Genomic DNA, 24,416 nt, shown 5'->3' on the forward strand with positions numbered 1-24,416 from the left:
CATGCCATGCTGCGCAGCGGCACGCAGACGGTGAAATGACATCAGCACCGCTGCTTATGCCGATTTTTGCATGACGTAGTGGTATGCCTCCGTGATCGTTAACATTGCGCTTCTTTCTGCCACTGCGACCGCCATGACCACCGCTCCCGCCGCGCTGACCGCCCATTACGCCGCCGAACTGGATGCCATCCAGGCCCAGGGCATGTTCAAGTCCGAGCGCATCATCACCGGTCCGCAGTCGGCCCACATCACCTTGGCCGATGGCCGCCGTGTGCTGAACTTCTGCGCCAACAACTATCTGGGCCTGGCCGACCACCCGGACATCATCCAGGCCGCCAAGGATGCACTGGACAGTCACGGCTTCGGCATGGCCTCGGTGCGCTTCATCTGCGGCACCCAGGATCTGCACAAGCAACTGGAACGCACCATCGCCGAGTTCTTCGGCACCGAAGACACCATCCTCTACGCGGCCTGCTTCGATGCCAATGGCGGCCTGTTCGAACCGCTGCTCGGCGAGCACGACGCCATCATTTCCGATGCGCTCAACCATGCCTCCATCATCGACGGCGTGCGCCTGTGCAAGGCCAAGCGCTTCCGCTACGCCAACTGCGACATGGCCGACCTGGAAGCGCAACTGCAGGCGGCCGACGCGGCAGGCTGCAAGACCAAGCTGATCACCAGCGACGGCGTGTTCTCGATGGACGGCTTCATCGCCCCGCTGGACGACATCACCGCGCTGGCCCGCAAGTACAACGCGCTGGTGCACATCGACGAATGCCATGCCACCGGCTTTCTCGGCGCCACTGGCCGCGGCTCGGCCGAGGTCAAGGGGGTGATGGACCAGATCGACATCTTCACCGGCACGCTGGGCAAGGCCATGGGCGGCGCATTGGGCGGCTTCAGCACGGCAAAGCGTGAAGTGATCGAGCTGCTGCGCCAGCGTTCGCGCCCCTACCTGTTCTCCAACTCGCTGCCGCCGCACGTGGTGGCTGCCGGCATCAAGGCCTTCGAAATGCTGGACGCCGCCGGCGAGCTGCGCACGCAGCTGGTCGAAAACACCCGGTATTTCCGTGAGCGGCTGACCGCCGCCGGTTTCGATGTCAAACCGGGCATGCATCCGATCAGCCCGGTGATGCTGTACGACGCACCGCTGGCGCAAAAATTCGCCGAGCACTTGCTGGAAGAAGGCATCTACGCCATCGGCTTTTTCTTCCCGGTGGTCCCGAAAGGCCAGGCGCGCATTCGCACCCAGATCAGCGCGGCACATACGCGCGCGCATCTGGATCAAGCGATCGAAGCGTTCATCAAGATCGGGCGCGAACTCAAGGTCATCGACGCCTGAGCATGCGCACGGTGCTGCGCCAACGGCTGCTGCTGGCGGCGCAGACCGATGCGCAGGCGCAGCTGCGCGACGGCCATTGGGAGACGCGCTGCCTGCACTGCCGCCGGCATCTGCAGGTACGCGCCGATGGCGAGCCGTTGGGCCACACCACGCTGGAACACGTGGTGCCGCAGGCCTGGTTCGGTCGGCGCGCGACCGCGGCGCTCTGTGCGCTGGTGGGCGAGGATGCCAATGATGCGCGCAATCTGGCACTGGCCTGTGCCGGCTGCAATCACGCCAAAGGCCGCCATCACGATGCCAACGGCGCCGGCGACGCACGCGCTGTTGAGGTGGTAAGCGCCCTGCTCAGCGCGCGCCTGGCGCGCTGGCGTGCGCCGCCGGTACCAACGCCCTGACTTCCTCGCCGCTCAACATCCGCCACGCGCCTTTGCCAAGCTCCCCCATCGCCAGCGGGCCGATCGCCACGCGCACCAGCCGCAGTACGCCGATGTCCACTGCCGCCAACAGCCGGCGGATCTGTCGATTGCGACCTTCGTCCAGCACGATTTCCAGCCAGGCATTGCGCTCGCCTTCGCGCAGCACGCTGACCTGCTTTGCGCGCAACAGCACGCCCTCGCCCTCAGGATCGGGATCGACCACACCGGCCTGCAACTGCGCCAGTTGCGCGGCACTGGGGCGGCAATCGATCTGCACGTGGTACGTCTTGTCCGGTCCGGTTGTCGGGTCGGTCACCGTCGCCGCCCACTGCGGGTCGTTGCTGAAAAGCAGCAGGCCTTCGCTGGCCTTGTCCAGGCGCCCCACCGGCGCGATCCACGGCAAGCCGGCGCTATCGAAGCAACGGTAGACCGTGTCCCTGCCCTGCTCGTCGCGCACGGTGGTGACCACGCCGCGCGGTTTGTTGAGCATCAGATAGCAACGCGCCGGCCCCGCGAGCGGCTGCCCGTCGACAGTGATGGACGACTGCTGATCGCCGCGGATCGGAAATTCGGGGTCGCACACCACACGTGCCGACACGCTGACGCGGCCATCGGCGATCCAGCGCGCCGCCTCGGTGCGCGAACACACACCAAGCTTGGACAGCACGCGCGCCAGCCCATGGCGTGGCGCGGCATTGGCGGATGCAGCAGCGGACGTGCGCACTGCACCGGCCGCTCCCGGACCACGCTGCCGGGACGGTGCCGGCGCAGGTCGCCGGGGCATGCCGTCCCGACCGCAGGGCTTACTTGTTTTCGACCGACTTGGCGTCGGCCGCAGGTGCTGCGGGCGCTGCCGCTGCAGGTGCCGCGCCAGCGGCCGGACGTGCCTTGACCACGCGCACACCGCGGGCCTTCATCCAGGCATCGAATTCTTCTGCCGTCATGCGCTTGCCGTTCTGGCTCATATCGAAGCGCCACGGGGTGTTGTCGAACGCGGTGGTAGCCTTGTAGGCCGCCGGGTCGTTCGGGGTGACTGTGCCGCCAGGCGGAATAACCTTAGCCAGATCCTGACAGCCTTCCACGCGCAGGCGCAGCAGCACGCGATCCACCGACTGGTCGCTGCTATAGGGCTGTGCCAGCACGCCGGTGGGCATGCCCAGCTGCACGCTGCGGGTGTAGAACTCGGCAGCCGCCGGTGCAACCACGGTGGCGGGCAACGGCAGTGGCTGGGACACCATGCTGCCGGCGCAATTCGGAGCGGCGTAGGCAGCGGGGATCAGAGCGAGACAGAGCAGTCCTGCCGTAGCGGTACGCAGCATCGGGTTCTTCCAAATATGAGTGTGGTATTGACGCGGCGAGTGTAGGCAGCGATGAACGCTGTTTCAACAGGAACCGTGCCTGGATGGCAACACAGACAGGATCGGCAGCGCTTGAGCGCGCTTTTCCAGGGCATGCATAGACAAAACCCGGCACAAGGCCGGGTTTTGTATGCAACAAACTAGCGGTCCGATTAGTTCTGGACGTTCAGCTCGGTACGACGGTTCTTCGCACGACCTTCCGGATTGTCCGAACCATCCGGGTTGGTGTTCGGAGCAATCGGACGGCTCTTGCCGTAGCCGATCGGGCCGATCAGACGCGACGCATCGACGCCGTTCTTGGTCAGGTAGTCGTACACGGTGGTCGCACGACGCTCGGACAGCTTCTGGTTGTACGCGTCGGTACCCTTCGAGTCGGTGTGACCGGCAACCTCGACCTTCAGGTCGGGGTAGCGCTTCAGGATTTCGGTCGCTTCGCTCAGGATCGACACGGCATCCGGACGCAGGGTCGACTTGTTGAAGTCGAAGTTCACGCCCTTCAGATCGATCGACACAGGAACCGGGCAACCGTCCGGACCGATGGTCTGGCCAGGCTGCGAGTTCGGGCACTTGTCGTTGCAGTTGTTGACGCCGTCACCGTCGTCATCCAGATCGGCGCAGCTCGGAGCAACCGGAGCCGGAGCCGGCGGCGGAGCGGTGACCGGAGCCGGTCCCAACGGGATCACGACGCCGACCGAAGCCAGCACGTCGCCGAAGAAGTTATGTTTATCACCATTGCGGCTGAACAAGGTGCGGTCAGGTGCAATGACCGAGTTGTCGTTGAAGTCAGCGCGGTAGGCCACTTCGGCACGCACGGCGACGCGCTTGTCGAAGGTGGTCTGCAGACCGACACCAGCCTTGGCGGCAAAGTTGCCGTCCTTCTGCTGGCCCGGCGAAACCGGGTTTGGGGTCGCGTCGAATTCTTCTTCCGAACGCTGGTAGCCCAGACCGAACAGCAGGTAGGGGTTCCAGCCGCGGCCTTCCTGGATGAAGTGGCGACGCAGGTCGAACGAGATACCGTACTGGCTCCAGTTCAGATCCTGGTTGGCATCGAAGTTCGGGTTCTGATAGTTCAGTTCACCGTCGATCGACCAGTTCGGGCTGACGAACTTGCCCAGACCCAGGGTCACGAACGGAGCATCATTGGTATGACGATCGCTGTCCTGGAAGTTGAAGCCAGCGCTACCGGTCAGGTACCAACGGTCGTCGAACTCCTGCGCGGAAGCAGCCTGGGCAACTGCCAGACCGCCGAGCAACGCGGCAGTGAGAATTTTCTTGTTCATTTATACAGCTCCTTCTTTGGGAGATAAAACCGATAGAGGCGTTGTGCTTGGTAAAGATGCTCGTCACATCCAGAGCCATCGGGGCGCAGATTAAGCCGGCCTCGGTGAAGATCGCGTTAACGGTCATATAACATGTGAAAGCAGTCACCAGGTCCCGCAACGCCAAGCAATCCTACGTATACAGCTTCATGAAGGAAAGGACCGGGTGCCCAATTCGAGCATCGCACCTGCATGAACCGCAGCCCAATTAAGTCACTTGAATACACTTTGAGGCTGACTGGTTTTTAGTGTTCCAGGCTGCCTTGAAAACTACATTGGTGAACGCCGAGCCCCGTCCGAGCTGAATTGTGGGGTTCGTGGTTGCGGGCGACTTGCTCCACAACGCACCCTGAACCTCTCGCTCAGGAGTGCTCCAATGAAAGCTGTTGTCCTTACCCGCCATCTTCCGATCGACGATCCCGAATCGCTGCTTGATATGGAACTTCCGACGCCTGCGGCGCCGTCGGGGTATGACTTATTGGTTCGGGTGGAGGCGATCTCGGTGAACCCGGTCGATACAAAGGTGCGCGCGCCCAGGTCGCAGACGTTGCAAGCGCCGAAGATCCTGGGTTACGACGCAGCCGGAGTGATCGAGGCGGTCGGCCCGGAGGTCACTGCCTTTGCGGTCGGCGACGAGGTTTACTACGCCGGCGATATCGGGCGGCCGGGCAGCAATGCGCAGTACCAGCTGGTGGACGCCCGCATTGCCGGATGCAAACCGACCTCGCTTAGCTTCGCGCAGGCGGCCGCGCTGCCGCTGACCACCCTGACGGCGTGGGAGCTGCTGTTCCAGCGCATGCCTTTTTCCTTCGACGGTGCACGCAATCGCGGCAGGCATCTGCTGATCATCGGCGGTGCTGGTGGCGTGGGGTCCATCGCGATCCAGCTGGCGCGGCATGCCGGATTCACGGTAATTGCCACCGCCTCGCGCCCAGAGAGCATCGAGTGGGTTCGCCAAATGGGCGCGCACCACGTGATCGATCATCACCAGCCGCTGCAGCCGCAACTGCAGGCGCTGGGGATGGAAACGGTGGACGCAGCGCTCAATCTGGCCGACACCGACCGCTACTGGCAGCCGCTGGGCGAAATGCTGGCGCCGCAGGGCCACGTGGGCCTGATCGTGGAGCCGCGCGGGCCGTTGTCGATCGGCGCCCCCTACAAGTCCAAGTGCATCGGCATCCATTGGGAGCTGATGTTCACGCGCGCGCGCTACGCGACCGAGGACATGGTCGAGCAGCACCGCATCCTCAACCGGGCTGCCAGCCTGATCGACGCCGGCGAGCTGCGCACCACGCATACCGAGACGCTGTCGCCGATCAATGCGCAGCAGCTGCGCGAGGCGCATCGTCGGCTGGAAAGCGGCAGCACGATCGGCAAGCTGGTACTGGCCGGCTGGTAAGGCGACCATCTCGCTGCCGCGATGCGTCGATGCCCGCGGTGCCTGCGCTTTTGGGCGCGCCGGTGGGGGCGGCAGCGAAGGCGTGTTGCCGACCGGCCGTTTCCAGCATCTGCGTGACGGCTACATACGCCAGGACTTGCCGCCGGGCCGGTTTGCCGGCATCGTGCGCAATCCGTACGCCAGCGTATCCATACCATGTCGCCCGCCACCGGCCCCTCCGCCTTGCCTTTCCCGCACCTGTTCGCCCCGCTCGATCTGGGCTTCACGCAACTGCGTAATCGTGTCCTGATGGGCTCGATGCACACGGGCCTGGAGGACCGTGCGCGCGACTTCCCCAAATTGGCGGCGTATTTCGCCGAGCGCGCCGCCGGTGGCGTGGGCTTGATCGTGACCGGTGGGTTTTCGCCCAATGTGGTGGGCTGGCTCAAGCCGTTCGGCGGCAAGTTGTCGTGGCCGTGGGAAGTCCGCCCGCATCGCCAGGTCACCCGCGCGGTCCACGACCACGGCGCCAAGATCTGCCTGCAGCTGCTGCACGCCGGGCGCTATGGGTACCACCCGCTGTCGGTTGCGCCGTCCAGGCTCAAGGCACCGATCAACCCGTTCACTCCGCGCGCCTTGTCGGCCGGTGCGGTGGACCGGCAGATCGCCGCCTATGCGCGGGCCGCGCGGCTGGCGCGCGAGGCAGGCTACGACGGCGTCGAGGTCATGGGCTCGGAAGGCTATCTGATCAACGAATTCACCGCCGCGCGCACCAATCGGCGCAGCGACACCTGGGGCGGCGATGCCAGCAAGCGCATGCGCTTTGCGGTGGAGATCGTGCGGCGCATCCGCGAGGCCTGCGGGCCGGACTTCATCATCATCTACCGGCTGTCGCTGGTGGATCTGGTCGAAAACGGCAACCAGTGGCAAGACATCCTGGCACAGGCGCAGGCGATCGAAGCGGCCGGCGCAACCATCATCAATTCCGGTATCGGCTGGCACGAAGCGCGCATTCCCACCATCGCCACCTCGGTGCCGCGCGCCGCGTTTGCTGGGGTCACCGCCAAACTCAAGCCGCATCTGCGCATTCCGGTGGTGGCGACCAACCGCATCAACATGCCGGAGGTGGCCGAGCGCATCCTGGCCGACGGTGCCGCGGACATGGTGTCGCTGGCGCGGCCGCTGCTGGCCGACCCGCAGTGGACCAACAAGGCGCGCGCCGGGCAGTCGCACACCATCAATACATGTATTGCCTGTAACCAGGCCTGCCTGGATCACGTGTTCGACAACAAGCTGGCCAGCTGCCTGGTCAACCCGCGCGCCGCACACGAGACCGAACTCAACTACACCCCGACTGCCACGCCCAAGCGCATTGCCGTGGTCGGTGCCGGCCCGGCCGGTCTGGCCTGCGCGACGGTGGCGGCCGAACGCGGGCACCGGGTGACCTTGTTCGATGCGAGCGATGCGATCGGCGGGCAATTCAATGTCGCCAGGCGCATTCCGGGCAAGGAAGAGTTCAACGAGACCTTGCGTTACTTCGGCCATCGCATCGAAGCGACCGGCGTGCAACTGCGTTTGAACACTCCGGTGCAGGCGGACGATCTGACAGACTTCGACGAAGTCGTGCTGGCAACCGGCATCGAGCCGCGCAAGGTGGATTTCCCCGGTGCCGATCATCCGATGGTGGTGAGCTACCTCGACGTGGTGCTGAGCCGGCACGTGGCCGCCGACAAGGTGGCGATCATCGGTGCCGGCGGAATTGGCTTTGATGTCGGCGAATTTCTGGTGCACACCGGCCAATCGCCTGCGCTGGATCCGCAGCGCTGGATGGCCGAATGGGGCGTAGACCCGAGCTTCGAAGCACGCGGTGCGTTGACCAAACCGCAACCCGAACGCGCCGCCCGCCAGGTCTGGCTGTTGCAGCGCAGCCCCGGCAAGCCTGGTGGACGCCTGGGCAAGACCACCGGCTGGATCCACCGCGCGACGCTCAAGGCCAAGGGCGTCAAGATGCTCGGCGGCGTGGAATATCTGGGCGTGGACGATGCCGGCCTGCGCATTCGCGTGGAAGGCAGCGAACAGCTGCTCGACGTTGGCACGGTGGTGGTGTGCGCCGGGCAGGAGCCGCGTCGCGAGTTGCTGGCCGCGCTGCAAGCCAATGGCCAGCAGCCGCACCTGATCGGTGGCGCGGACGTGGCGGCCGAACTGGATGCCAAGCGCGCGATCAACCAGGCAAGTCGGCTGGCAGCGACCCTATAAGGAGTTCTCGAAGACGGCGTCACTACGATGCCGTCGTTGCGTTCGGGATTTGGCCACACGACTGATGTGCATGTCGGCGTTGGTAACGCCGACATGCACGCGGATGCGAGGGGCTGCCACGCCGATTCTTTCTTTGCCGTGCGGCTCCGCTATAAGTGTCCCATGCATCGTCACTGCACGCATTCCCGCCTGGCGCATGACGTGCCTATGCGGCAGCGCATTTCGATAAGAACCAGTCTGGTAGATGTGCGGGCACGTCGCGCACCTGAAACGCGCTCGGGTCACCGCTTGCTGCTTGCGTTGTCATTTCGCAGTTGCCGTTTCAGCATCAGCGCGGTTATGGTATGCGATCGCATCGTATGCCTTATCGCTTGGACAACGATGTTCGCAAGATGCATGTGCGTTCTGACGACAGCGCGCGCTGCACCGATTGCAGCACCTGGCGCATCAGCGCCTCGTACGCGTTGGCACCCGGTCGTCTTAACCTTCTGTGCCCGCCACTTCTATCCTTGAGCGTCTTCGCGCTTTCGCGCTCATCAACATGCGATCTCGCAAACACATCGCAACGCAATAAGACGCACCACCGGCGCATCGAATGATCGACGAGCTTTCGAAACATCGCCCCCCTCCGAACATCATGCGACCACGGCAATGGCGTCCTGATGGCAGATAGCTTCGCTGCCACAGCTGGAGTCTATGCTGTTTCTGATGGCGTCATCAGCAAGATGCGGCAAGACTGCGTATCTGTACGCAGAAGAGATAATGCATAAATTGCCACTAGTGCAGCACGGCGATGCAGCTCAGACGCGTAGCACTTCCACCATGTCTGGCGTATCGGCAACGCTCTTCTTTCTCGCCGCATCCGCGGTCGATGTACAAAACCAAAGTTCCCAACTCCACTAGCCAGCACAGCAATGCGTGACGAGCGCGTGCATGAAAACTTGCGCTTACCCGGAGGGCGTTCTTGTCCACCAGTGCGAGCATCCAATCGGCACGCAGTGCCGCAAAGCGCGCGATGTAGCAAAGAACTCGTTCAACACAACAGTCGCTGCAACGATGCGACGCAGATCGATGTTGCGATGCACGCTGTGCTGTTGCGCAGCGCTACGCGTTGCGGGCAATCGCACGCGTCAACCCCTCTCATTCAGCCGCGATTGTGTGACCGATGTCTAACTTGCGCCAACTTTTTGACCCACCGCATTTGGTGGGCGCCTTCGGCAGATGGTCTTTCGCCGAAGCATCTGGCGACCGGTGGCAGGTCGCCTCCCCATGACGCCAAGCCCTCTGCACTGGTGCATCCACCTTGGATGCTCTGCGGACCGGCCCACACGGAGCAAGGAGTTCTATGAAACTTGTTTGGATACTCTGGCTGTCGCATGTGTTGCCGCAGCCAGCCGCAGATTCGCTGTGTTTGAGCACGACCGTCTATCAAGCTGCACTCAAGGCCGAAGGTCTGGCCTGACCGTGCAGACGTGTGCCACACGATGCGCAATAAAAAACGCCGGGCAATGCCAGGCGTTTTCATGACAGCAGTGACCGAACAACTCAGCCCAGCAGATGCGCCACGCCGCTGCGCTCTTCTTCCAGCTCGGCCAGGGTCTTGTCGATGTACTTCTGGCTGAAGTCGTCGATCGGCAGATCCTTGACGATGGTGTACTTGCCATTTTCGGTGGTGACAGGGAAGCCGAACATCACGCCTTCCGGAATGCCGTAGGAGCCGTCCGACGGCACGCCCATCGTCACCCACTTACCGTTGGTGCCCAGCACCCAGTCACGGATGTGGTCGATGGCGGCATTGGCGGCCGAGGCGGCCGAGGACAGGCCACGCGCTTCGATGATCGCTGCGCCGCGCTTGCCCACGGTCGGGATGAAAGTGGAAGCGTTCCACTCCTGGTCGTTGATCGCATCACCGATGGAGGTGCCATCGGCGGTGGCGAAACGATAATCCGGGTACATGGTCGGGCTGTGGTTACCCCACACCGCCAGCTTCTCGATGCTGGCCACCGGTTTGCCGAGCTTGGCCGAGAGCTGGCTCAGTGCACGGTTGTGGTCCAGGCGCAGCATGGCGGTGAAATTCTTCGGATCCAGGTCCGGCGATGACTTCATGGCGATGTAAGCGTTGGTGTTGGCCGGGTTGCCGACCACCAGCACCTTCACGTCGCGCTTGGCGACCTTGTTCAGGGCCGCGCCCTGTGCGGTGAAGATCTCCGCATTGGCCAGCAGCAGGTCCTTGCGCTCCATGCCCGGGCCGCGCGGACGCGAACCGACCAGCAGGGCGATATCGACGTCCTTGAAGGCCACTTCGGCGTCGTCGTTACCGACCATGCCGGCCAGCAGCGGGAACGCGCAGTCCTCCAGTTCCATCATCACGCCCTTGAGGGCGGCCTGGGCCTTATCAATCGGCAGTTCAAGCAACTGCAGAATGACCGGCTGGTCCTTGCCCAGCATTTCGCCGGAAGCGATGCGGAACAGCAGGGCATAGCCGATTTGGCCAGCAGCGCCGGTCACAGCAACACGAACAGGTGCTTTCATGGGGTGTTTCCTCTGCTAAAAAACGTTGGTGGGGGTGGCGCGCTGGCGGAGCCCAAGGCCTGGCGGCGCGCGTTGACAAGCGAACGGCCGCACAGGGCGGCCGTTCGACGGGATGCGATCAGGCGGCGAGGATCTTGTTCCACTCCGCAACGCGGTCGGCCTTGGCGGCCATCACGGCGTCGGTATCGCCTTCGATGGTGAGGGTGTTGATGGTGTCGCCCTGGGCAACGCTATCGACCACGTCCAGGCCCTGGGTGACCTTGCCGAACACGGTGTGCTTGCCGTCCAGCCACGGGGTGGCGGTGTGGGTGATGAAGAACTGGCTGCCGTTGGTGTTGGGGCCGGCATTGGCCATGGACAACACGCCGCGCTCGTGGCCGACGCCGTTATTGGTCTCGTCTTCGAACCGGTAACCCGGGCCGCCGCGGCCGGAACCTTCCGGGCAACCGCCCTGGATCATGAAGTCGGCGATGACGCGGTGGAAGCTCAGGCCGTTGTAGAAGCCGCGCTTGGCCAGGTTCACGAAGTTGGCAACCGTGAGCGGGGCCTTGTCCGGGTACAGCTCGACGACGATCGGGCCGCGGGAGGTATCGAAAGTGGCGATCAGGGACATAGAAATCCTTGCAGGTTCTGGAGTGATCAATAGCCCGCTAGGATACACCCGGGTGCGCGGCCGGCCGCATGGGTACGCCCATCGTCCAACGCTCCCGCCCGCCACCGCGCCCGGCCCGTCACGCCAGCTGAATGGGCGATCTGAATCGACTTCGGGCACTCGGCAACCGCAGCGCAACGAAATCGCTATAATGTCGGGCTTACCTCATCTCAAGACTGGCGCCAGACAGGGGCCCTTTCCGCATGTCTATCGAAAAACTCCGCAATATCGCCATCGTCGCACACGTCGACCATGGCAAGACCACCCTCGTCGACTGCCTGCTGAAGCAGTCCGGCACCCTGTCCGAACGCACCGTGTTGGCTGAACGCGTGATGGACAGCAACGACCAGGAAAAGGAACGTGGCATCACGATCCTGGCCAAGAACACTGCCATCACCTGGCAGGGCAACCGCATCAATATCGTCGACACTCCGGGACACGCCGACTTCGGTGGCGAAGTCGAGCGCGTGCTGTCGATGGTGGACTCGGTGCTGATCCTGGTCGACGCGATGGACGGCCCGATGCCGCAGACCCGCTTCGTGACCCAGAAGGCCTTCGCGATGGGCTTCAAGCCGATCGTGGTGGTCAACAAGATCGACCGTCCCGGCGCACGTCCGGACTGGGTGATCGACCAGGTGTTCGACCTGTTCGACAAGCTCGGCGCCACCGACGAGCAGCTGGATTTTCCGATCGTCTACACCTCCGCACTGAACGGCTACGCCAGCCTGGATTCGGACGTGCGCGAAGGCGACATGACCCCGCTGTACGAAGCGATCATGCAGCACGTGTCGGCCCCGGACGTGGACCCGGACGGCCCGTTCCAGATGCGCATCAGCCAGCTGGACTACAACAACTTCGTCGGCGTGATCGGCATCGGCCGCATCCAGCGCGGCACTTTGAAGAAGAACATGCCGGTCAGCGTGATCGACCGCGAAGGCAAGAAGCGTCAGGGCAAGGTGCTGCAGGTGCTGGGCTTCCTGGGCCTGGAGCGTATCGAGCAGGACACCGCCGAGGCCGGCGACATCGTGGCCATCTCCGGCATCCAAGAGCTGACCATCTCCGACACCGTGTGCGCGCTCGATCATCCCGAAGCGCTGCCGGCGCTGACCGTGGACGAGCCCACCATCTCGATGACCTTCCAGGTCAACAACTCGCCGTTCGCCGGTAACAAGGACCTGTCCGGCGGCAAGTTCCTGACCAGCCGCCAGCTGCGCGACCGTCTGGAACGCGAGAAGGTGCACAACGTGGCCCTGAAGGTCGAGGAAGGCTCGGACGCCGACAAGTTCCTGGTCTCCGGCCGTGGCGAGCTGCACCTGTCGGTGATGATCGAAAACATGCGTCGTGAAGGCTACGAGCTGGCCGTGTCGCGTCCGGAAGTGATCATCAAGGAAATCGACGGCCAGTTGATGGAGCCGATCGAACAGCTGGTGGTGGACATCGAAGAACAGCACCAGGGCGGCGTGATGGAAAAGCTGGGCACTCGCAAGGGCCAGCTGAAGAACATGGAGCCCGACGGCAAGGGCCGCGTGCGTCTGGATTACATGATTCCGGCGCGTGGCCTTATCGGCTTCCAGAACGAATTCCGCACCCTGACCCAGGGCTCGGGCCTGCTGTTCCACGTGTTCGACCACTACGGTCCGAAGGAACAGGGCGCCATCGCCAAGCGCCAGAACGGCGTGATGATTGCCAATGCAGCGGGCGCGACCCCGGCCTATGCACTGGGACCGCTGGAAGAGCGTGGCCGCCTGTTCGCTGCCGAAGGCGACAACGTGTACGAAGGCCAGCTGGTCGGCATCCATTCCAAGGACAACGACCTGACCGTCAACGCGATCAAGACCAAGCCGCTGACCAACATGCGCGCCTCGGGCAAGGACGATGCGATCAAGCTGACCCCGGCGATCAAGTACACGCTGGAACAGGCGCTGGACTTCATCGAGGACGACGAGCTGGTGGAAGTCACCCCGAAGGAAATCCGCTTGCGCAAGAAGTTCCTGACCGAAAGCGACCGTAAGCGCGCTGGCCGTTCGGGCTGAGTTGTTGAGCTGACGCGTGAGCACCAAACCCTATAGCCCGGATCCGCGCGCGCATCCGGGACTGCATGTGATCGCCTTGCTTGAGGCGGTCAAGGGGACGCTTGCGCTGTTGGCGGCGACGGGCCTGGAAATTCTGGGCCCGCTCCCGCTGCAAAACGCGGTCATCACCCTGATCCGCCGCTTCAATCTGGATCCAGACCACGGCGCACTGCCGTCGTTGCTCAAGACCATCAGCCCCGATGCGGTGCATCTGGCCGCTGCCGCCATGCTGGCCTATGGCCTGCTGCATGTGGTGGAAGCCTGGGGTCTGTGGCATGCCAAGGCCTGGGCCTCGGTGCTGGGCTGCCTGTCGGCGGCCATCTATCTGCCTTTCGATATCTACGCCATCGTGCGCCACCCTGGCTGGACCGCCTGGGGCGTGCTGGCGATCAACCTGCTGGTGGTCGGCGTGCTGGCACGCGATCTGGTGCGGCGCCGCAGTCGCTGAGTTTGCCGCCCATTTGCGGGCACGCCCTCCGTTGTCACCCCGCCGCAGCGCCGTTAGCCTGCGAGTTCTCCCCGAGGACGACCCTCCATGCGATCCACCCTCCTGTCCTTCTCGCTCCTTGCCGCGCTGTGCGGCTGTGCGCATGCCGATGATCCGTCGCGTGCTAAGACCGGCGCTGCCAACGCGTCCGCCGCGTCCACCGTCCCCTCTGTCGATCTAAGCGAGGCCGACGTCGCCAGCCTGCAGGCGCGCATGGCCAGCGGCCAGAGCAGCAGCCTGCAATTGACGCGCGCGTATCTGCAGCGTATTGCCAGCATCGATCGGGCCGGGCCCCAGGCTCAACGCGGTAATCGAACTCAATCCACAGGCCGAAGCAGACGCACGTGCACTAGATGCCGAACGCAAGGCCGGCCACGTGCGTGGGCCGCTGCACGGCATCCCAGTGCTGCTCAAGGACACTATCGACGCGCTGCCGATGGTCAACAGCGCCGGTTCCCTCGCCCTGGCCGAGTTCCGCTCCGACCGCGATGCGCGTTTTTGGTGCAGCGCCTGCGCACCGCCGGTGCGGTGATCCTGGGCAAGACCAACCTCAGCGAATGGGCCAATTTCCGCTCCACCCAATCAAGTTCCGGCTGGAGCGGACGCGGGGGACTCACGCGCAATCCGTATGCACTGGATCGTAATCCCTACGGCTCCAGTGCCGGCACCGGCGCGGCCATCGCGGCCAGCCTGGCCGCCGTCGGCATTGGTACCGAGACCGATGGCAGCATCACCTGTCCGGCATCGGTCAACGGCCTGGTCGGGCTCAAGCCGACCGTAGGCCTGGTCAGTCGCGACGGCATCATCCCGATTTCCGCCAGCCAGGACACCGCCGGCCCGATGACGCGCAGCGTCGCCGATGTGGCTGCAGCGCTGCAGGCCATCGCCACACCCGACCCGCAGGACCCCGCCACCGCCAACGCACCTGCCACCAGCGTCGATTACCTCGCCCACCTGAAACCCGACAGCCTGCGCGGCGCGCGCCTGGGCCTGTTGCGCAGCCCCCGCTGCGCGAGGACCCGGCGATCGCCGTAGCGCTCGACCGCGCCGTGCGCACCCTGCGTGACGCCGGCGCTATCGTGGTCGAGACCAGCCTGGTCACGGATGGCAAGTGGGATGCTGCCGAGCAGATGGTCTTATTGGTCGAATTCAAGGCCGGCTTGAACGCGTATCTGCAAAACCACCACGCGCCCGTGGCGAGCCTGGAGCAGTTGATTGCGTTCAACCGCACGCATGCGCAGCGCGAAATGCCGTACTTCGGGCAGGAGCTGTTCGAACAGGCGCAGGCAGCGCCCGGTCTGGACGATGCGGGGTATCTGAGCGCGCGCGCCACTGCCAGACGGCTCGCCGGGCCGGAAGGCATCGACGCAGCCTTGAAGGCAGATCGCCTGGATGCCTTGATCGTGCCCACCACCGGCGTGGCATGGATCACCACACTCGGCAAGGGCGATACCTTCCCCGGCGCCGGCTATGGTGCCGCTGCGGTGGCCGGCTATCCAAGCCTGAGCGTGCCGATGGGTCAGACCCAGGGCTTGCCACTCGGTCTGTTGTTCATGGGCACGGCCTGGAGCGAGCCGCGCCTGATCGAGCTGGCGTATGCCTACGAACAACGCAGCCATGCGCGCTTTACGCCTGGCTATGCGCCAAGTGCGCCGGCTGCGCCGAGTGCGCCAGGTCCGGCCACGGCAGGCCGCGCCGGCGCCGGGTTTGCGCAAGCATGATTGAGCGCCGTGACGCCTGGCGCCCAGGAGGAAGACCGACTTGGCGGGTGGTTGTGCAAAGACCTGTCGGGCACCTTGGATTCCGGCAGTTAGCGCATTACGACCGATAAAGGCAGCTCCAAAAACGTAGCGAGCGTCGGCAGCTGGGCGTTGACGGCGCGCAAGAACCACATGTAGGAGTACATGCCGGTTCCGAGCACGGCCGCACCCGCTGGGCGACCGTGCAGTCGTTTCGTGGCTGCGCTAGATGCTGGCCGCAGGCTCGCCGTCTTCGGCGCCTGGCGAGCGCACGCTCTCCTGTGCAATCGGCTCGGCAGGGCGTGATGGCGTTCTTTCCTGCGTCGCGATTTCGGCGCGCAGCCTCGGCAATGCATAGGCATGCTCGCGCGTCAGGAAATCGATCATGCGTTCGCGCACCAGGCAGCGCAGATCGAAGGCATCGCCGGAATTGCGTGCGCTCACCAGCAGTCGCACCTGGATGGTGTTGTCGCTGGTGTCGGTAATCTGCGTCACGCACACGCGGCCGTCCCACAGCGGTTCGCTATGGCAGATGCGCTCCAGCTCTGCGCGTACCGCTGCAATCGGCGTACGGTAATCCAGCCACAGGAACGCGGTGCCGAGCAGATCGGCGCTACTGCGCGTCCAGTTCTGAAACGGGTTTTCGATCCACCAGGTCAGCGGCACCACCATGCGCCGCTCATCCCAGATCCGCACCACCACATAAGAGCTGCCGATCTCTTCGATGCGGCCCCACTCGCCCTCCACGATCACCACATCGTCCAGGCGAATCGGCTGGGTCAATGCGATCTGCAAGCCGGCGATCAAGTTGCCGAACACCGGCTTGGCCGCGATACCGGCCACCAGCCCGATGATGCCGGCCGACGCCAGCAAGGTCTTGCCGATCTGGCGCACCTGCGGAAAGGTCAGCAGCACCACCGAAATGCCGAGCAAGATCACCGTGCCCATCAGCACGCGGCTCAGCACCCGCGTCTGGGTCTGGATGCGCCGTGCGGTGAGGTTGTCCGACGCCTCGATCGGGTTGCTGCTCAAGATCGCCGCTTCGCCGGCTGCCACCGCGCGTACCAGCAACCAAGTGACACAGCCGACGATTTCCAGGTGCAGCAGATGCTGCACCGCTGCCAGCGCCTTGCCGGCCAACGGGGTCGCTTCGGTGGCGATCCCCAGAAATAACACCGGCAGGATAAACGCCGCCGGCAGCGTGATTACGCGAATGATGCGCGCACGGCGGTAGTCGCGGCCCTGCATGCGGCGAAACAACCACAGCATCAACGACCAGGTAACGATGCCCGCCAGCAGCGAGGCACCGAGCGGAATTGCGTATTCGCGGATGACGTTCCAATCGGCAGTCAAACCGTTCCTCCTGTGGGGGAAAGAGGGATGGCTGCCAGATCATGCCGCACGCGGCATGAGCATCACGTCATGCGCACACGCCGATCATGCGCCCAGCGGCTGCGAGGCCACCTGTTGCTGCTTGCGCACGATCGCCATCGCAATTTCCAGCGACTGTTCGTAGTTCAGACGCGGATCCACGCTGGAGCGATATGCCCGTTCCAGATCGCGCTCGGTCAGCTCGCGCGCACCGCCGGTGCATTCGGTGACATCTTCGCCGGTGAGTTCCAGATGCACGCCACCCAGCCGTGTGCCGGCCGCCGCGTGCAGATCGAACGAGGTCTCCACTTCGTTGCGGATATTGTCGAAACGCCGCGTTTTATAGCCATTTCCGGTGCTTTCGGTATTGCCGTGCATCGCATCGCAGACCCACAGCACGCGCCGCCCGTCGCGCTTGACCGCGTCCAGCAGCGGCGGCAGTTTTTCGGCGATCTGCGCTGCGCCCATGCGGTGGATGAAGCTCAGACGCCCGGGTTCGTCATCCGGGTTGAGCACATCGATCAGCCGCAGCAACTGATCCGGCTGCACCGACGGCCCCACCTTGATTGCGATCGGATTGCGCACGCCACGCAGGTATTCCACGTGCGCGCCATCCAGCGCAGCGGTACGCATGCCGATCCAAGGGTAGTGCGTGCTCAGGTTGAACCAGCCCCACTGCCGCGGCACCTGCCGGGTCAGGCCTTCTTCGTACGGCAGCAACAGTGCCTCGTGCGAGGTATAGAAATCGATGCGATTGAGGTTATAGACCTCCGCCCCGGACAGGGTTTCCATGAAGCGCACGGCGTCGCCGATCGAGGCCACCATCTTTTGGTAGTCCGCCGCCAGCGGCGAATAGCCCACCCAGTCCAGATTCCAGTATTCGGGGTGATGCAGGTCGGCGAAGCCACCGTCGATCAACGCGCGCACGAAGTTCATCGTCATTGCCGAGCGCGAATGCGCGGTGATCATGCGACGCGGATCGGGCACGCGCGCGGCCTCGGTAAAGTCCGGCGCATTGATCACATCGCCGCGATAGCTCGGCAAGGTCACCCCATCGCGCGTTTCGGTGTCGGCCGAGCGCGGCTTGGCGTATTGCCCTGCAAAGCGGCCCACCCGCACCACCGGCAAATGCAGGCCGTGCACCAGCACCAGGCTCATTTGCAGCAGCACCTTCAACCGGTTGGAGATGGTGCCGGATTCGCAATCGCTGAAATTTTCAGCGCAATCGCCCCCCTGCAGCAGGAAGCGCTTGCCTTCCTGCGCTTCCGCCAGCTGGCGCTTGAGCGCAAAGATTTCCCACGAGGTCACCAACGGCGGCAGCCGCCCCAACTCGTGCATGGCCGCCTGCAGCGCGTTGTCATCAGGGTAAACCGGCAGCTGCAATGCAGGTTTGCCGCGCCAGCTGTCCGGCGCCCACGCTGCGGCGGAGGAATCGGTAACGGACGTGGCAGCGGAAAGATTCATGATAAAGGACTCCTAGGCAGCCTGCGATGTTGGCAGAGCCGGAACGCTACGCAAAGCGCCTGGAGGCCAGTGGCACCGAATTGCCGCCGCTTCCGCCCGGCGCGGCATTTATGCGCAGACCCTTCGACCTGAACAGCAAACAACATCGCCCGTCCAGCCATGACTTTCGACCTAGGCTAGCGCTCGCCAAAGCGCCCAATGTTACAGAATAACAACACTCTCCCCTCACCCGCCTCGCGAAACCGCCATGACTCCTCGTCTTCTGTCTGCTGCCATCACCGCCGCCCTGCTGGCCGCCCCCATCGGTGCGGCGTTTGCTGCCGATGCCGACTCCGAGCGCACGACCGATCTGGACACGGTCAATGTGATCGCCAAGCTCGAGGCGGCACGCAATGCCCTGTCGCCGGACATCGGCAGCAGCCAATTTGCCATCACCGCTGACGATATCGATCGCCTGCCGCTCGGCGCGGCGACTCCGCTCAATCAGGTCCTGCTGCAGGCGCCGGGCGTGGTACAGGACTCCTACGGCGGCATCCACGTGCGTGGCGACCACGCCAACCTGCAGTACCGCATCAACGGGGTGATGATCCCCGAATCCATCTCCGGTTTTGGCCAGAGCCTGGAGCCCCGCATCATCAAGAACCTCAAGCTGCTCGATGGCGCATTGCCGGCACAGTTCGGCGACCGCACCGCTGCGGTGGTCGACATCACCACCAAGAGCGGCGCCGAACTCGGCAATGGCGGCAGCGTCGGCATCACCGCCGGCTCGTTCGGCACCATCAACCCCAACGCCTCGCTGTGGGGCAGCAGCGGGCGCTGGAGCTGGTTCGTCAGCGGCGACTACGATCAAAACAAGAATGGCCTGGAAAACCCGGTCGACAGCCTCAACCCCCTCCATGACAAAACCCATCAGGGCAAGGGCTTCGCCGATCTGACCTACCTGGTCAACGAGAACACCCGTCTCAGCCTGCTGGTCGGCTACGCGAACAACCGCTTCCAGATCCCCAACAATCCGGGGCAGACGCCAGCCTTCGATTACCTGGGCACCACCGATTTCGATTCGTCGCGCCTGGATGAGAACCAGCGCGAAAACACCCGTTTCGGCACCCTGGCCCTGCAAGGCACGCTCGGCGACACCAACTATCAGCTCTCTGCCGGGCAGCGTTACAGCAGCGTCGCCTTCTCACCCGACGTCGCCGGCGACCTGATCTTCAACGGCATCGCCTCCCAGGTGGACCGCAGCAACCGCGCCAATACCGTGCAGGCGGACTTCGCAACGCCATGGGGCGGATCGCACACGCTGCGCTATGGCGTGTACGGCAATTTCGAACACGCCATCGCCAGCAGCAATTCGTATGTCTTCCCTGCCAACGACGACGGTAGCCAGAGCAGCAACGTGCCGCTGTTCATCCCCGACGGCAGCCGTTTCCATGCCAGCACCTATGCGCTCTACCTGCAGGACGAGTGGAAGATCGGCGAGGACTGGACCGTCAATTACGGGCTGCGCGGCGACAAGTACAAGGCCTTCGGCACGACCGAGGGTCAGCTCAGCCCGCGCCTGGGCGTCATCTGGCGCGCCAGCGACAGCACCACCCTGCACGCCGGATACGCGCGTTACTTCACCCCACCGGCCAGCGAACTGATCTCCACCAGCGACATCGCGCTCTACGACGGCACCACCAATCAGCAGTCGGCCGGTGACGGCCCGACCACGCCACTGAGCGAGCGTAGCGACTACTACGACCTGGGCATCTCGCAAGCGGTCACCGACCATCTGACGCTCGGCCTGGACACCTATTACCGCAAGGCCGACCGGCTCCAGGATGAAGGCCAGTTCGGTGCAGCCTACATCTATTCCACCTTCAATTACCGCTATGGCCGCATCCGCGGCGCCGAATTCAGTGCCGACTACACCAACGGGCCGGTGACGGCGTATTTCAACCTTGCCTACAGCAAAGCCATGGGCAAGCGGGTCATGACCAGCCTGTACAACTTCGATCCGGATGCGCTGGCCTACACCTACGACAACTGGATCCACCTGGATCACGACCAGAAGCTGACATCGTCCGGCGGCATCAACTACGCCTTCAGCGAAGGCAGCAAGGTCGGCCTCAACTATCTGTTCGGCAGCGGCTTGCGCACCGATACCGACACGGTGCCCAACGGCGCTTCGCTCCCGTCGTACTTTCAGTTGAATGCCAGCGTCGGCCACGACTTCGACGTCAATACGCACCCGCTGCATGTGCAACTGGCCGCGGTCAATGTGCTCAACCGCAGCTACCAGTTGCGCGATGGCGGCGGCATCGGCGTGTTCGCGCCGCAGTGGGCACCACGCCGCGGCGTCTATGTAAGTCTGCAGCAGGACTTCTGATTACGGCGCAAGGCAACGAATGGACCAAGCAACACCGGTCCGTTCGTTGCCGGCCTGCGATGACCAAGCCCGCAGCGCGGCTGGCCCGGCTGCGTACTGCCTGCATGGCTGAAGCATCGTTTGGCAGACGCGTACATATCGGCTTGGTGATTCGAGCGGTGCCGCGATCACCAGTGCTGGCCAGCGGAAAGAGCCAGGAATCAGTCACGCCTTCGGTCTCGCTATTGCCGCTCACGGTCGGCACGCCGCGGACGCATGCAGGCGGCAGCAGCAGCGTCGCATTGAAGTCAGGAAGCAGACGCATCGAGCAAGCGCAGCGCAGGCCACCTTGCGACAAATCGAGGCGCCTGACCTGCAGCGAATCAGGCGGTCCTTACCTCCGTCAGTCATGCATCAGCGCCGCCCAAGTAACGCACAGCAGCCATTGCCCATCGCGATGACGCCTACACACCTGCAGCAGGACAGTGCAAGGCGCCGTACCGGTCAGTGATAGACCGAACTACGCCGCACCTTGAAGCCCGCGTATAGCGCCCACAGCGCCAGCCCCACGAACCACACCATGCTCCACATGGGCATGCTCAACCCGAGGAAGCGCCAATCGATGTTGCCGCAGTCACCGGTGCCGGTCAGCACAGTGCGGAACACCTCGAATGGCCCCATCGTCTCGCTCAGAAAGCTCAACGGCGGCCCGCACGAAGACATCATGTCCTTGGGGCGGATCTGCACCCACACATGCCGCGCAGCGATGCCCATGCCCACGCCTGCAGCGATGAAACTCAAGACCCCATAGACCTTGCGCCCAGCGGCGGCACGCGGCCCATGCAACGCGCCGAGCAGAAACAACACTGCCAGCGCTGCGAAAGCGATCCGTTGGAAGATGCACAATGGGCAAGGCTCCAGACCCAGATGCAACTGCACATAGATCGCGTAGGCCAACAGTCCCGCGCACGCAAAAAAGCCCAGCAGAAACTGCGCCCGGAAACTCCAACGAAATGGATTCATCGTCACTGCTTGACTTGGGTCAGGTCGTCGATTATCAGCCATCGCAACGGCCGTGACCACGCATGCTCGAACCGACGGCCATCGGGCGAGGCGCCTGGCGGGATCTGCTGCATGGCCGCGACAATGCGACGAAGAGCTGCACGCATTACCCCAGGACCCAGGGACACCGCAGCAAACATCCAATCGCGGCGCCGCCCGGTGTGCGCCATCCGGCACCCATCGACCAAGCCGCAGGCGCTTCCGGTGGATGCCTGTCCATTCGCTCCCCCCCCCCCTTTTGCGCAGCACGCCCCGGCCGATTGATAGAGCCGACAGCGTTCAGCGCCAAACCCGTTCGACCGACAATAAAAAAACCCGGCGTGCGCCGGGCTTTTTCAAAAATCTTTACAGAGGCGATCCGATTACTCTGCCACTTCTTCGGCAACGACCGGACGGTCGACCAGCTCGACATACGCCATCGGCGCATTGTCACCGGCACGGAAGCCAGCCTTCAAGATGCGCAGGTAGCCGCCGGGACGGGTCGCGTAACGCGGGCCCAGTTCGACGAACAGCTTGCCCACAGCTTCCTTGTCACGCAGGCGAGCAAATGCCAGACGACGATTGGCAACGCCATCGACCTTGCCGATGGTGATCAGCGGCTCGGCGACGCGACGCAGTTCCTTGGCCTTCGGCAAGGTGGTCTTGATCAGCTCGTGCTTGAACAGCGAAGCGGCCATATTGCGGAACATGGCTTCGCGGTGGGCGCTGGTACGGTTGAACTTACGGCCAGATTTCTGGTGACGCATGACTGTGATTTCCTAAGGAATGTTGAGACTACTGAGAGACGTTGTCGCCATCCTGGCGCTGTTGAATGGACTGCGGTTGGTCCGAGCCGGTCGTCCTTGAACCGGATGTCATCGCAGGCTTCAACCCGTCGATGTAGAAAAAAGAACATGGGCGCCCGAAGACGCCCATGCCTTGACGTATTAACCAAGCATGCCGTGCTGGGCGACGCCAGCCGGCGGCCAGTTCTCCAGCTTCATGCCCAGCGCCAGGCCGCGCTGTGCCAACACTTCCTTGATTTCGGTCAGCGACTTCTTGCCCAGATTCGGGGTCTTGAGCAACTCCACTTCGGTCTTCTGGATCAGATCACCGATGTAGTAGATGCTCTCGGCCTTCAGGCAATTGGCCGAACGCACGGTCAGCTCGAGGTCGTCGATCGGGCGCAGCAGCACCGGATCCACGCCGCTGGCAGCCGGCTTGGCTGCACCGCGATCGCGGTGGGTGAAATCGCCGAACACCGACAGCTGATCGCTGAGGATGTCGGCGGCGGTGCGCACGGCTTCCTCGGCATCGATCGTGCCGTTGGTTTCGATATCGATGACCAGCTTGTCGAGGTCGGTACGCTGTTCGACGCGCGCAGCTTCCACGGCGTAGGCAACGCGACGCACCGGCGAGAACGACGCATCCAGCATCAGACGACCGATGGTGCGGGTCTCTTCATCCGGACGACGACGCGCGGCAGCCGGCTGGTAGCCGAACCCACGCTCGATCTTCAGACGCATGTTCAACGCGGTGTCTTTGGTCAGGTGGCAGATCACGTGGTCGCCGTTGATGATCTCAACGTTGTGATCGGTCCTGATGTCTGCCGCAGTGACCGTACCCGGACCCTGCTTGGACAGCGACAGCGTGGCGCTATCGCCACTGTGCATGCGAATGGCCACGTCTTTCAGGTTCAGCAGGACGTCCAGCACGTCTTCCTGCAGACCTTCGACCGTGGTGTACTCGTGCAGCACGCCGTCGATCTCGACCTCGGTGATCGCAAAACCGGGGATCGACGACAACAACACACGACGCAGGGCATTGCCCAGCGTGTGCCCGTAACCGCGCTCCAAGGGTTCGATCACGACCTTGGCACGGTTGTCGGTAAGACGTTCGATCTGCGGACCACGGGGGCGCAGAACCTGGTTGGCGGTAACCGTCATGTTGCGGGGTCTCCTGCGAACCTCCGGCAGTACCGGAGGTTCTCCAATGTGAATTACTTCGAATACAACTCGACGATCAGCGCTTCGTTGATATCCGAAGGCAGGTCTGCGCGATCCGGAACGGCCTTGAACACGCCGCTGAACTTCTTCGAATCGACTTCAACCCACGACGGCGTCATGTCGTGCTGCTCAGCCACGGTCAGGGCTTCCTGCACGCGGAGCTGCTTCTGCGCCTTTTCCGACAACGTGATCGCATCGCCAGCCTTGATCTGGTACGAGGCCAGATTCACCGACTTGCCATTGACCAGCACGCCACGGTGCGACACCAGCTGGCGCGCGGCCGGACGGGTGACGGCAAAGCCCATGCGATAGCAGACGTTGTCCAGACGGGTTTCCAACAACTGCAGCAGGTTCTCGCCGGTGTTGCCCTTCTTGGTCGAGGCCTTCTTGTAGTAGTTGCGGAACTGACGTTCCAGCAGACCGTAGATACGCTTGACCTTCTGCTTTTCGCGCAGCTGGGTAGCGTAGTCGGAGAGCTTGCCCTTGCGAGCCGCACCGTGCTGGCCGGGCTTCTGCTCAAGCTTGCACTTGGAGTCCAGCGCACGCGCCGGGCTCTTGAGGGAAAGGTCGGCGCCTTCGCGACGCGCGAGCTTACAGGTAGGACCGATATAACGAGCCATTTCTTATCGCTCC

General features: G+C 63.6%; 18 protein-coding genes, 1 other RNA gene and 2 pseudogenes. 9 read left to right on the forward strand and 12 right to left on the reverse strand.

Features of this window, described 5'->3' with window-relative positions; all coding sequences use genetic code 11:
* The first annotated feature begins 133 nt into the window (after positions 1-133).
* A complete protein-coding gene (gene kbl / locus XAXN_RS02690; RefSeq protein ID WP_054318398.1) occupies positions 134-1,342 on the forward strand; it encodes a glycine C-acetyltransferase in 1,209 nt (402 codons plus the stop codon).
* A gap of 2 nt (positions 1,343-1,344) precedes the next feature.
* Complete coding sequence (locus XAXN_RS02695; protein WP_054318399.1) at positions 1,345-1,737, forward strand: HNH endonuclease; 393 nt, start codon at positions 1,345-1,347, stop codon at positions 1,735-1,737.
* Here the strand turns inward: XAXN_RS02695 and XAXN_RS02700 are convergent.
* From XAXN_RS02700 to XAXN_RS02710, 3 genes are all read right to left on the reverse strand, one after another.
* Entirely contained in the window at positions 1,688-2,542 is an 855-nt protein-coding gene (locus tag XAXN_RS02700) for a pseudouridine synthase (protein ID WP_054318400.1), read from the reverse strand. The genes XAXN_RS02695 and XAXN_RS02700 overlap by 50 nt on opposite strands.
* A gap of 19 nt (positions 2,543-2,561) precedes the next feature.
* The gene (locus XAXN_RS02705; protein ID WP_054318401.1) at positions 2,562-3,077 is read right to left on the reverse strand and encodes a hypothetical protein; all 516 of its coding nucleotides are present in this window, start codon (positions 3,075-3,077) and stop codon (positions 2,562-2,564) included.
* Between the two features lie 191 nt (positions 3,078-3,268).
* The gene (locus tag XAXN_RS02710) at positions 3,269-4,396 is read right to left on the reverse strand and encodes an OmpA family protein (RefSeq protein ID WP_054318402.1); all 1,128 of its coding nucleotides are present in this window, start codon (positions 4,394-4,396) and stop codon (positions 3,269-3,271) included.
* Between the two features lie 415 nt (positions 4,397-4,811).
* Between XAXN_RS02710 and XAXN_RS02715 the strand changes: the two genes are divergently transcribed.
* The 3 genes and pseudogenes from XAXN_RS02715 to XAXN_RS20385 all read left to right on the forward strand — a co-directional run.
* Positions 4,812-5,834: a zinc-binding alcohol dehydrogenase family protein gene (locus XAXN_RS02715; RefSeq protein WP_054318403.1), complete on the forward strand. Its 1,023-nt coding sequence runs from the start codon at positions 4,812-4,814 to the stop codon at positions 5,832-5,834.
* A gap of 195 nt (positions 5,835-6,029) precedes the next feature.
* Positions 6,030-8,069: an NADPH-dependent 2,4-dienoyl-CoA reductase gene (locus XAXN_RS02720; RefSeq protein WP_054318404.1), complete on the forward strand. Its 2,040-nt coding sequence runs from the start codon at positions 6,030-6,032 to the stop codon at positions 8,067-8,069.
* Between the two features lie 1,345 nt (positions 8,070-9,414).
* A pseudogene (locus XAXN_RS20385) lies at positions 9,415-9,507 on the forward strand (cell wall hydrolase); the annotation flags it as partial.
* A 107-nt stretch (positions 9,508-9,614) separates the two neighbouring features.
* Here XAXN_RS20385 and XAXN_RS02725 read toward each other — a convergent pair.
* Both XAXN_RS02725 and XAXN_RS02730 read right to left on the reverse strand, forming a co-directional pair.
* Positions 9,615-10,601: a malate dehydrogenase gene (locus XAXN_RS02725; protein ID WP_054318405.1), complete on the reverse strand. Its 987-nt coding sequence runs from the start codon at positions 10,599-10,601 to the stop codon at positions 9,615-9,617.
* 118 nt (positions 10,602-10,719) lie between these two features.
* A complete protein-coding gene (locus XAXN_RS02730; RefSeq protein WP_054318406.1) occupies positions 10,720-11,214 on the reverse strand; it encodes a peptidylprolyl isomerase in 495 nt (164 codons plus the stop codon).
* A gap of 242 nt (positions 11,215-11,456) precedes the next feature.
* On the opposite strand from XAXN_RS02730, the gene typA reads away from it, so the two are divergent.
* The 3 genes and pseudogenes from typA (at position 11,457) to XAXN_RS02745 (ending at position 15,533) form a co-directional block, all read left to right on the forward strand.
* A complete protein-coding gene (typA, locus tag XAXN_RS02735) occupies positions 11,457-13,286 on the forward strand; it encodes a translational GTPase TypA (protein ID WP_054318407.1) in 1,830 nt (609 codons plus the stop codon).
* A gap of 67 nt (positions 13,287-13,353) precedes the next feature.
* Positions 13,354-13,773 (forward strand): DUF2127 domain-containing protein, encoded by a 420-nt coding sequence (locus XAXN_RS02740; RefSeq protein ID WP_174515468.1) that lies wholly within the window; start codon positions 13,354-13,356, stop codon positions 13,771-13,773.
* Between the two features lie 102 nt (positions 13,774-13,875).
* Positions 13,876-15,533: pseudogene (locus XAXN_RS02745) on the forward strand (amidase).
* A gap of 114 nt (positions 15,534-15,647) precedes the next feature.
* Here XAXN_RS02745 and XAXN_RS20390 read toward each other — a convergent pair.
* The 3 genes from XAXN_RS20390 to XAXN_RS02755 form a co-directional block, all read right to left on the reverse strand.
* A non-coding RNA gene (locus tag XAXN_RS20390) (sX9 sRNA) lies at positions 15,648-15,718 on the reverse strand.
* 58 nt (positions 15,719-15,776) lie between these two features.
* Positions 15,777-16,904: a mechanosensitive ion channel family protein gene (locus XAXN_RS02750; RefSeq protein ID WP_054318409.1), complete on the reverse strand. Its 1,128-nt coding sequence runs from the start codon at positions 16,902-16,904 to the stop codon at positions 15,777-15,779.
* Between the two features lie 84 nt (positions 16,905-16,988).
* Positions 16,989-18,386 carry a class II 3-deoxy-7-phosphoheptulonate synthase gene (locus tag XAXN_RS02755; RefSeq protein WP_054318410.1) on the reverse strand — a complete coding sequence of 466 codons (1,398 nt, stop codon included), beginning with the start codon at positions 18,384-18,386 and terminating at the stop codon, positions 16,989-16,991.
* A gap of 247 nt (positions 18,387-18,633) precedes the next feature.
* Between XAXN_RS02755 and XAXN_RS02760 the strand changes: the two genes are divergently transcribed.
* The gene (locus XAXN_RS02760; protein WP_054318411.1) at positions 18,634-20,757 is read left to right on the forward strand and encodes a TonB-dependent receptor; all 2,124 of its coding nucleotides are present in this window, start codon (positions 18,634-18,636) and stop codon (positions 20,755-20,757) included.
* Between the two features lie 483 nt (positions 20,758-21,240).
* Here the strand turns inward: XAXN_RS02760 and XAXN_RS02770 are convergent, their stop codons facing one another.
* From XAXN_RS02770 to rpsD, 4 genes are all read right to left on the reverse strand, one after another.
* The gene (locus XAXN_RS02770; RefSeq protein ID WP_054318412.1) at positions 21,241-21,759 is read right to left on the reverse strand and encodes a disulfide bond formation protein B; all 519 of its coding nucleotides are present in this window, start codon (positions 21,757-21,759) and stop codon (positions 21,241-21,243) included.
* A gap of 401 nt (positions 21,760-22,160) precedes the next feature.
* On the reverse strand, positions 22,161-22,544 hold the full coding sequence (gene rplQ / locus XAXN_RS02775; protein WP_003486665.1) for a 50S ribosomal protein L17: 384 nt from the start codon (positions 22,542-22,544) through the stop codon (positions 22,161-22,163).
* A 180-nt stretch (positions 22,545-22,724) separates the two neighbouring features.
* Complete coding sequence (locus XAXN_RS02780) at positions 22,725-23,723, reverse strand: DNA-directed RNA polymerase subunit alpha (RefSeq protein WP_002811635.1); 999 nt, start codon at positions 23,721-23,723, stop codon at positions 22,725-22,727.
* A 53-nt stretch (positions 23,724-23,776) separates the two neighbouring features.
* Positions 23,777-24,403: a 30S ribosomal protein S4 gene (rpsD, locus tag XAXN_RS02785; RefSeq protein ID WP_002811641.1), complete on the reverse strand. Its 627-nt coding sequence runs from the start codon at positions 24,401-24,403 to the stop codon at positions 23,777-23,779.
* Between the last annotated feature and the right edge of the window lie 13 nt (positions 24,404-24,416).

The sequence above is a fragment of the Xanthomonas axonopodis genome (genome assembly GCF_001304695.1).
Taxonomy (GTDB): Bacteria; Pseudomonadota; Gammaproteobacteria; order Xanthomonadales; family Xanthomonadaceae; genus Xanthomonas; species Xanthomonas axonopodis.